The sequence below is a fragment of the Pseudomonas sp. genome, from assembly GCF_028293835.1.
Classification (GTDB): Bacteria; Pseudomonadota; Gammaproteobacteria; order Pseudomonadales; family Pseudomonadaceae; genus Aquipseudomonas.
The window spans coordinates 1-8,175 of record NZ_JAQGNX010000055.1 but is presented as its reverse complement, the minus strand read 5'-3'; the positions used below and the strand labels follow the sequence as shown (position 1 = coordinate 8,175).

At 55.9% G+C, this 8,175-nt stretch carries 8 protein-coding genes; all 8 read left to right on the top strand.

Annotated features, from left to right (window positions below):
- The first annotated feature begins 251 nt into the window (after positions 1–251).
- The 8 genes from JWR17_RS06495 (at position 252) to JWR17_RS06460 (ending at position 7,959) form a co-directional block, all read left to right on the top strand.
- On the top strand, positions 252–1,115 hold the full coding sequence (locus JWR17_RS06495) for a transporter substrate-binding domain-containing protein (protein ID WP_299829487.1): 864 nt from the start codon (positions 252–254) through the stop codon (positions 1,113–1,115).
- 64 nt (positions 1,116–1,179) lie between these two features.
- A complete protein-coding gene (locus tag JWR17_RS06490; protein ID WP_299829485.1) occupies positions 1,180–1,902 on the top strand; it encodes an ABC transporter permease subunit in 723 nt (240 codons plus the stop codon).
- A 16-nt stretch (positions 1,903–1,918) separates the two neighbouring features.
- On the top strand, positions 1,919–2,671 hold the full coding sequence (locus JWR17_RS06485; RefSeq protein WP_299829484.1) for an ABC transporter permease: 753 nt from the start codon (positions 1,919–1,921) through the stop codon (positions 2,669–2,671).
- Positions 2,672–2,688: 17 nt separating this feature from the next.
- Entirely contained in the window at positions 2,689–3,480 is a 792-nt protein-coding gene (locus tag JWR17_RS06480; RefSeq protein ID WP_299829482.1) for an ATP-binding cassette domain-containing protein, read from the top strand.
- A gap of 162 nt (positions 3,481–3,642) precedes the next feature.
- On the top strand, positions 3,643–4,272 hold the full coding sequence (locus JWR17_RS06475) for a LysE family transporter (protein ID WP_299829480.1): 630 nt from the start codon (positions 3,643–3,645) through the stop codon (positions 4,270–4,272).
- A 194-nt stretch (positions 4,273–4,466) separates the two neighbouring features.
- The gene (locus JWR17_RS06470; RefSeq protein ID WP_299829479.1) at positions 4,467–6,149 is read left to right on the top strand and encodes a fatty acid--CoA ligase; all 1,683 of its coding nucleotides are present in this window, start codon (positions 4,467–4,469) and stop codon (positions 6,147–6,149) included.
- 215 nt (positions 6,150–6,364) lie between these two features.
- Entirely contained in the window at positions 6,365–7,690 is a 1,326-nt protein-coding gene (locus JWR17_RS06465) for a HipA domain-containing protein (RefSeq protein WP_299829477.1), read from the top strand.
- Positions 7,687–7,959, top strand: coding sequence for a helix-turn-helix transcriptional regulator (locus JWR17_RS06460; protein WP_299829475.1), 273 nt, complete (start codon positions 7,687–7,689; stop codon positions 7,957–7,959). The genes JWR17_RS06465 and JWR17_RS06460 overlap by 4 nt, the downstream gene beginning before the upstream one ends.
- The last annotated feature ends 216 nt before the right edge of the window (positions 7,960–8,175 follow it).

Sequence of the window (8,175 nt, the reverse complement as noted above, 5' to 3'; positions counted from 1 at the left end):
CATTCCGCCAAAGCACACTTTTGGTTCGGAAAGTAACGTCGTGTCCCCGATTTAGTGCGTTCTCCAATGCTCGCCCAGAAACAGCTACAGTCAAAATCTGCCTCAAGAGCTGCCTGGCTGCGGCCCGGTTACTTTTTGAGACGCATTTTCAGAGTTGGCGTTTAAATTGCTAGTACCTGTATGTACAAGCATAGGTGACCACATTTGTGGTTTTTATATACACAGCGTTCTCATTTGGCTAGGCGGGTAGGATGACGATGACGAAAAAAATCAGTTGGTTAGGATTCGTAGCTGTTAGTGCAGCAGCGCTGGCGTTTATGCCGGTTGTGCATGCCAAAGACTGGACGTCGGTGAACATCGCTACCGAAGGCGCTTATGAGCCCTGGAACCTGACCTTGCCGGGTGGCAAGATCGGCGGCTTCGAGCCTGAGCTCATGGACATCCTCTGCCAGCGCATGAAAATCAAATGCAACGTGGTGGTGCAGAACTGGGACGGGATGATTGCCAGCCTTAACGCGGGCAAGTTCGATGTGCTGATGGACGCTATCGTGATCACCCCGGAGCGCCAACAAGTCATGGCGTTCTCCATTCCTTATGCCAGTACCCCTGCCAGTTTCGTCTCACTGGACGCGAAATTGCTGCCGGGTAAGACCGGTCAGGCCAACGGTGTCATCCTGGGCACTGACGCCAAACAAGTTCGCGCCAGCGTTGAAGAACTGCGCACCGCGTTGAAAGGCAAGACCATCGGTATTGCTTCGGGGACGGTTTACACCCCATTCATCGATGAGCAATTTAAAGACGTCGCCACTATTCGTGAATACAGCAGCTCGGCAGAAGCGATTCTGGACTTGCAGGCTGGCCGGATCGATGTGGACTTCGACGACGTGACCTTCCTGAACTCGTTGATGGAAAAACCGGAAAACAAAAACCTGGCTTATACCGGGCCACAAATTGCCGGTCCAATCTGGGGCGATGGCGAAGCGCTGGGTTTCCGTCAGAAAGATGCTGATCTGAAAGCCAAGTTCGATGCGGCTTTGAAAGAAGCACTGGCGGATGGCACGGTTAAAAAACTCAGCGAAAAATGGTTCAAGCTGGATTTGACTCCGAAATCCTGATGCTGACGTACCTGGCGCCTTAGCGGCGCCAGGCTTCAAACACGCTATTCGCAGGAACGTGTATATGAATCTCTTGCAGATGCTGAGCTTCGGCGAAACGGGTTGGGGGATGGCGCTGCTCAAGGCTGCCGGCACCACCCTGTTATTGACCTTGGCAGCGTTGCTGATTGGCGCCCTGATCGGGGGCGTGATCGCAGCGGCCAAGTTATCCCGCCGACGTATATTCCGGGGCTTGGGGGATCTGTATTCGATCCTGTTCCGAGGCATTCCCGAGTTGCTGGTGATCTACCTGTTTTACTTCGGTGGCGCGACCGTGGTGTCCGCAGTCGGCCATTGGTTTGGGGCTGACGGTTACATTGATGTTCCCCCGTTTCTGGTCGGTGCCATTGCTGTGGGACTGATCTCTGCGTCGTATCAGGCAGAAGTGTATCGCGGCGCTTTTATTGCCGTGCCCAAGGGCGAACTGGAAGCGGCGCTGGCCATTGGCATGTCCAAAGCCATGCGTGCCAGGCGTGTGTTGATTCCGCAAATCATGCGTTACGCGCTGCCAGGTCTTGGCAACGTGCTGCAAATGAGTCTGAAAGATTCGGCGCTGATTTCGGTCATCGGCCTGGTTGAGTTAATGCGCGCCAGTCAAGTAGCCGCCGGTTCTACCCGGCAATATTTCACGTTCTACATTGTCGGCGGCGCGCTGTATCTGATTCTCACCGGGCTCTCGGGTCGCATTTTCAATATCGCTGAAGCTCGCGTGCGCCGTACGCAGCGCCGCAGCCCTACACAGTCTTGAGACGGGAGGATATCCAATGATCGATTTCGCCTTTCTCGCCGACACCATGCTCAAGTTACTGGCCGCCTTGCCCACCACGCTGACGCTGTTTTTCTGCTCGCTGGTGTTGGGCTTGACCCTTTCCCTTGGCATCGTTGCCATGCGCGTGAGTCGCTGGGCCGTCCTCAGCTACCCGGCGCGCTTTTACATCATGATCTTTCGCGGTACGCCGCTGCTGATCCAGATGTTCCTGATCTATTACGGCCTTGGCCAATTCCCGGCGATTCGCGACAGCTTTATGTGGGTCGTGCTGAAATCTCCTTACGGTTGCGCTGTGCTTTCCCTCGCCATGTGTACCGCTGGCTACACCGCAGAAATCATTCGTGGCGGCTTGCTCAGCGTTCCCCACGGGCAGATCGAAGCGGGCCAGGCCATTGGCATGTCGCCGTGGGCATTGCTGTACCGGATTATTGCCCCAGTCACGTTGCGTCAGGCGCTGCCGGCTTACTCCACTGAAGCGATCTTGCTGGTCAAATCCACCGCGCTCGCCAGCCTGGTGACCGTTTGGGACGTTACCGGCGTCGCACAGCAGATCATCCAACGCACCTATCGCACCATGGAAGTGTTCCTGTGTGCCGCGCTGATTTATCTGGTGCTGAATTTCCTGGTGGTGCGTGCCGTGGCCTGGATTGAATATCGCCTTTCGCCTCACCTTCGTGAACGTCCTGCGGGGGTTTCGCCGAAATCGCCCAAGTCAAAAACGCCCGTTACATCACCCACTAATCCCTGATTGCCGCGGAGCTGGTCATGACTTCTCAATCAAACACCGCGCTGTCGGTGAGTAACATTCAAAAGTCCTACGGTTCGGCGCATGTGCTCAAAGGCATTTCGCTGGATGCACACAAAGGTGACGTGATTTCGATTCTCGGCGCCAGTGGTTCGGGCAAAAGTACCTTTCTGCGTTGCATCAATCTGCTGGAAACGCCAGACGAAGGCTCCATCAGCCTGGACGGCGAAGCCATTGAAATGGCCCGTCATCGTGACGGCCGGCTGCTGCCAAGTAATGCGCGCCAGGTCGAACGTATGCGCAGCCGGTTGGGGATGGTGTTTCAGAACTTCAATCTGTGGTCGCACATGACGGTGCTGCAAAACGTCATCGAAGGCCCAATGCGCGTGCTTAAGCGCCCACGGGCCGAGTGCATCGACGACGCCGAACAGTTGCTGCATAAAGTGGGTCTCTACGAGCACCGCAATCATTACCCGGCGCATTTGTCTGGCGGTCAGCAGCAACGCGTGGCCATCGCCCGGGCATTGGCCATGAACCCGCAAGTGATGCTGTTCGACGAACCGACCTCGGCGCTTGACCCGGAATTGGTGGGCGAGGTGCTGCGGGTGATGCGCTCGCTGGCTGAGGAAGGCCGGACGATGCTGGTGGTGACCCATGAGATGGGCTTCGCTCGCCATGTGTCGAACCGCGTTATCTACATGCACGGCGGATTGGTTGACGCCCAAGGCACACCGGCTGAGTTGTTCGAAGGCCTGCCGACCGAACGTTTTCGCCAGTTCGTTTCCAGCCACAACCAGCGCAATACCGACTGATGTTCTGCTCGTAGAGGCCGGCGTGCTTGCTCACGCCGGCCTCGCGTCTGCTTCGCTCCGTTGCTGCGCAACTGTACCTATGGCGCCAAGCGATGAAGGCGTACTGTGGCGAACGCTTTAGCGTTTGCTCACACCCTTTTTTACGCCCGATGCGGAGGCCCCATGTACTGGACGGAATTTCTAACCGTTGCCCTGATTCACCTGCTCGCTGTCGCCAGTCCCGGTCCGGATTTCGCCGTGGTGGTGCGCGAAAGCGTTACCCACGGTCGCAAGGCCGGTACCTGGACCGCCATGGGCGTTGGCACTGCGATTTTCCTGCACGTGGGCTATTCGCTATTGGGCATCGGCCTGATCGTTTCGCAATCCATCGTGCTGTTTAACGCCCTTAAATGGGCCGCCGCCGCCTACCTGTTGTACATCGGTATCAAAGCCCTGCGCGCCAAACCAGCCAGTGCCACCGATGCGCCGATTGAATTGCCGGTAGGCGAACGTACTGCCCGCGGCGCGTTCACCAGCGGCTTCGTCACCAACGGCCTCAACCCTAAAGCTACGTTGTTCTTTCTGTCGTTGTTCACCGTGGTGATCAACCCGCACACGCCGTTGCTGGTGCAGGCCGGGTATGGCGTGTACCTCGCTGTGGCAACCGGCCTCTGGTTCTGCCTGGTAGCGCGCCTGTTCAGCCAACAGCGGGTGCGTGCAGCATTCGCGCGGATGGGCCACTGGTTTGACCGGACCATGGGTGTGGTGTTGGTCGCATTGGGTGTGAAGCTGGCGTTTACCTCGATTCATTGACACAAGTGGGCGCAAAACCTCTGTAGCAGCCAGCTTGTTGGCGAGGCGGTTTAGCAGGTAAACCGCATCAAGTCATCGCCAACAAGTTGCTCCTACAGATCCAAATCATCCCTTCGGCTGATTTAGCTGGCGAGCAACGTTTCTACAGTGCATATTTTTCCAGCCACGACTGTGCACTCAGAAAAGGGACTCGTATGTTGCAGACTCGCGTTATTGCCCCAGCTGACAGCGCCTACCAGTATCCGTTGTTGATCAAACGGTTGTTGATGTCAGGTAGCCGTTATGAAAAAACTCGCGAAATCGTCTACCGCGATACGGTGCGCTATAGCTATCCAACCCTCAGCGAACGTATTGCTCGTCTGGCCAATGTCTTGACCAATGCCGGGGTGAAGGCGGGGGATACGGTGGCGGTGATGGACTGGGACAGCCACCGTTATCTGGAGTGTATGTTCGCCATCCCAATGATCGGCGCGGTGGTCCACACGGTCAACGTGCGGTTATCACCAGAGCAGATCCTCTACACCATGAACCACGCGGTGGATAAGTTTGTGCTGGTCAATAGCGAGTTCGTGGATCTCTACAACGCGTTGGCCCCGCACCTGACCACCGTCGAAAAAACCCTGCTGCTCACCGATGCTACGGACAAAACCGCTGAGTTGCCGAACCTGATCGGCGAGTACGAAGAACTTCTGGCGGCGGCCAGTACCCAGTATGTATTCGAGGATTTTGACGAAAACTCCGTCGCCACGACCTTTTACACCACCGGCACCACTGGCAATCCCAAGGGCGTGTATTTCTCGCACCGGCAATTGGTGCTGCACACCATGGGGGTCGCGACCATCATGGGGTGCATCGACAGCGTGCGCTTGTTGGGCACCAACGATGTGTACATGCCCATCACCCCGATGTTTCACGTGCATGCGTGGGGCGTGCCGTATGTCGCGACCATGCTGGGGCTTAAGCAGGTCTATCCCGGTCGTTACGATCCAGAGATGCTGGTTGAGTTATGGCGCAAGGAAAAGGTTACGTTCTCCCATTGTGTGCCGACCATTCTGCAGATGGTCCTCAACGCCAAGGCTGCACAAGACGTTGATTTCGGCGGCTGGAAAATTATCATTGGCGGCAGCGCACTGAACCGCACCACCTATAGCGCAGCCAAAGCCAAAGGCATCCAACTGACGGCCGCCTACGGTATGTCCGAAACCTGCCCGCTGGTGGCGGTGGCGCATCTGAACGAAGAAATACTCGCAGGCAGCGACGATGGGCAAACGGCTTACCGGATTAAAGCTGGTGTTCCTGGGGTGTTGGTTGACGCCGCGATTGTCGATGAAGATGGTAAATTCCTGCCCGCTGACGGGGAAACCCAAGGCGAGTTGGTACTGCGTGCGCCGTGGCTGACGGAAGGCTATTACCGTGAACCGGAGAAAAGCGCCGAATTGTGGGCCGGCGGCTGGCTGCACACCGGCGATGTGGCCACCCTGGACAACATGGGCGTGATCGATATTCGTGATCGGATCAAAGACGTGATTAAAACCGGGGGCGAATGGGTTTCGTCACTGGACCTTGAAGACCTGGTCAGCCGTCACCCGGCTGTGCGTGAAGTGGCGGTAGTGGGCATCGCCGATCAACAGTGGGGCGAGCGGCCGTTTGCGCTGCTGGTGATTCGCGACGGACACAGTATTTGCGCCAGGGAACTGAAAGATCACTTGAAGCCATTTGTCGATACCGGACACATCAACAAGTGGGCGATCCCCAGCCAGATTGCGCTTGTTACTGAAATTCCCAAGACCAGCGTCGGCAAGCTGGACAAAAAGCGCATCCGCCTCGATATCATCGAGTGGCAAAGGACCAACAGCACGTTGCTCTCGACGCTTTAACGCCAATCCTCTGTAGGAGCCAACTTGTTGGCGAAATCAGCAGCGTCGTGGCGCATCAAATGTACCGCGTCGCCTGTCTCGCCAACACCTCGCTCCTACCATTAATACGGCATTTTATTGCCGCTTGGTGGATATTTTTGAAGTTAAAAGGCATTAAATTGCCTTTTATCCGTCTTTGGCCTAAGATTTAGGCATTAAAATGCCGAGCTTCCTCAATGTATAACCTGACGCTTCAACTGTTTTTGAGCGGCCAATGGCGTGATGCGATGCGTCTGACGTTCGATAATCCAGAAAAAGGTCAGGCCAGTCCCTGTAGCTTTGCATACGAGCAGGCCTACCTCATCGGCCAGCTTTCCAATCTGGAGTGCCGCACCGCTCAATCGGTTAGCGCCACGATCCCACTGGGATGGGATTTGCACCGTACAACGCAATGCCCTGCTTTTCTTCTCGACATTCTCCCCTCTGGGGCTGCGCGTCGTTTTTTACTGCAACGCATGACTGTCGCTGAGGGCGAAACCACCCAGGCCGATCTGCTGTTACTGGGACGCTGTACGCCAGCGCCGATTGGACATTTAAGAATCAAGGAATCGGTCCAGGCTTTAGTTTCAGGCCCGAGTATCGGCTTTCGACGGGACGAAGTGGTCAATCGCGACACACGATTTCTTGAATACGCTTATGAACAAGGGGCTGCCATTGGCGGCGCGACCGGGGCGGGGGGTGAAGCGCCAAAGTTGCTGCTAGCCGAAGATCGACAAGGCTTACTGCACCCGGATGCCACCTTGGCTGATGATCAGGTTCAACAGCATTGGTTTGTAAAATTTGCCCGAAATAAAGCCAGTCAAACTGACTGCACTATTTTGCGCAGTGAATATTGCTACTACCAAGCCCTGAATCAATTGGGCATCCACACTATTACCGGCGACGGCATGAGCCTGGAGGAAGCGCATAAACCCAGCTTGTGGATGCAGCGCTTTGACCGGCGAGTCGGCGCAAATGGCGTCACTCGCCTTGCCGTGGAATCAATTTATTCATTGGCCGGCGTTACTCGCCCCGGTAGCTATATGTCCCATGTCGATGCCGTAGCTGCATTGAGTAAGGCGTGGACAGGAGCCGGTCAGCAGGCGGAAATCGAGTCCATTGTTAACGATTACTTGCGCCGTGATTTGATTAATCAACTCTTGGGTAATAGTGACAATCACGGCCGCAACACCGCCATTCTGCGCGACGAGCAGCGCCTGAGGCTGGCGCCAATTTATGACCTGGCGCCCATGGTCATGGATGAAGAAGGCATCACCCGCACGACCAAGTGGCCAAATGAAATTGAACGAGCGGGCGATGTCGATTGGTACGCGGCTTGTCAGTCGCTGGCCTTATGGGCTGATCCCGGTCAGTTATTTGAAACGCTAAGAACAGCGGCCCAGCAACTGCGTGCCTTGCCTGATCTGTTGCAAACGTTGGGTTTGCCTGAACAAACGATGAATCACCCGCGCATCGCACTCAACCGCCTGGACGCTAAGTTAACTGCGTGGAACCTGCTATGAGCGATGAAATCCAACAACGCGGAATCATCCTGAGCGAACTGCAAGAGCAGTTGCTCACGGGCAGCATCAGCATCGGTTCAGCGGTTAAGCGTTTGCGCACTGAGATCACCGGACTGCGGCAGCAACAGTTTGCCGGAATGTGCAAAATCTCCCTCAGGACCCTTAGGCAGCTTGAGCAGGATGAGGGTAATCCGACATTGCAGACACTTAATGGTGTATTCAAACCCTTTGGCATGCGCGTGGGTATTGTGCCGTTGCGCAGACAGTAGTAGAAACAAACGCACGGTTTCGAAGCAAGCCATGAACCCTATGCCCTGATCGGGCGCACAACTCATCGTCGCAACGGTGCTAGAGCCCCGTCAGGCGAGACTGAACAAAGTGGCACGTTTATTTCATAAGCAACTGTACGCACAAGCCTGGCCCCGCCTTTAAGTCTTGTCTAAATTACGCGCCCGAGCGCCAGGTAACGAAGCCTGATCGACCAG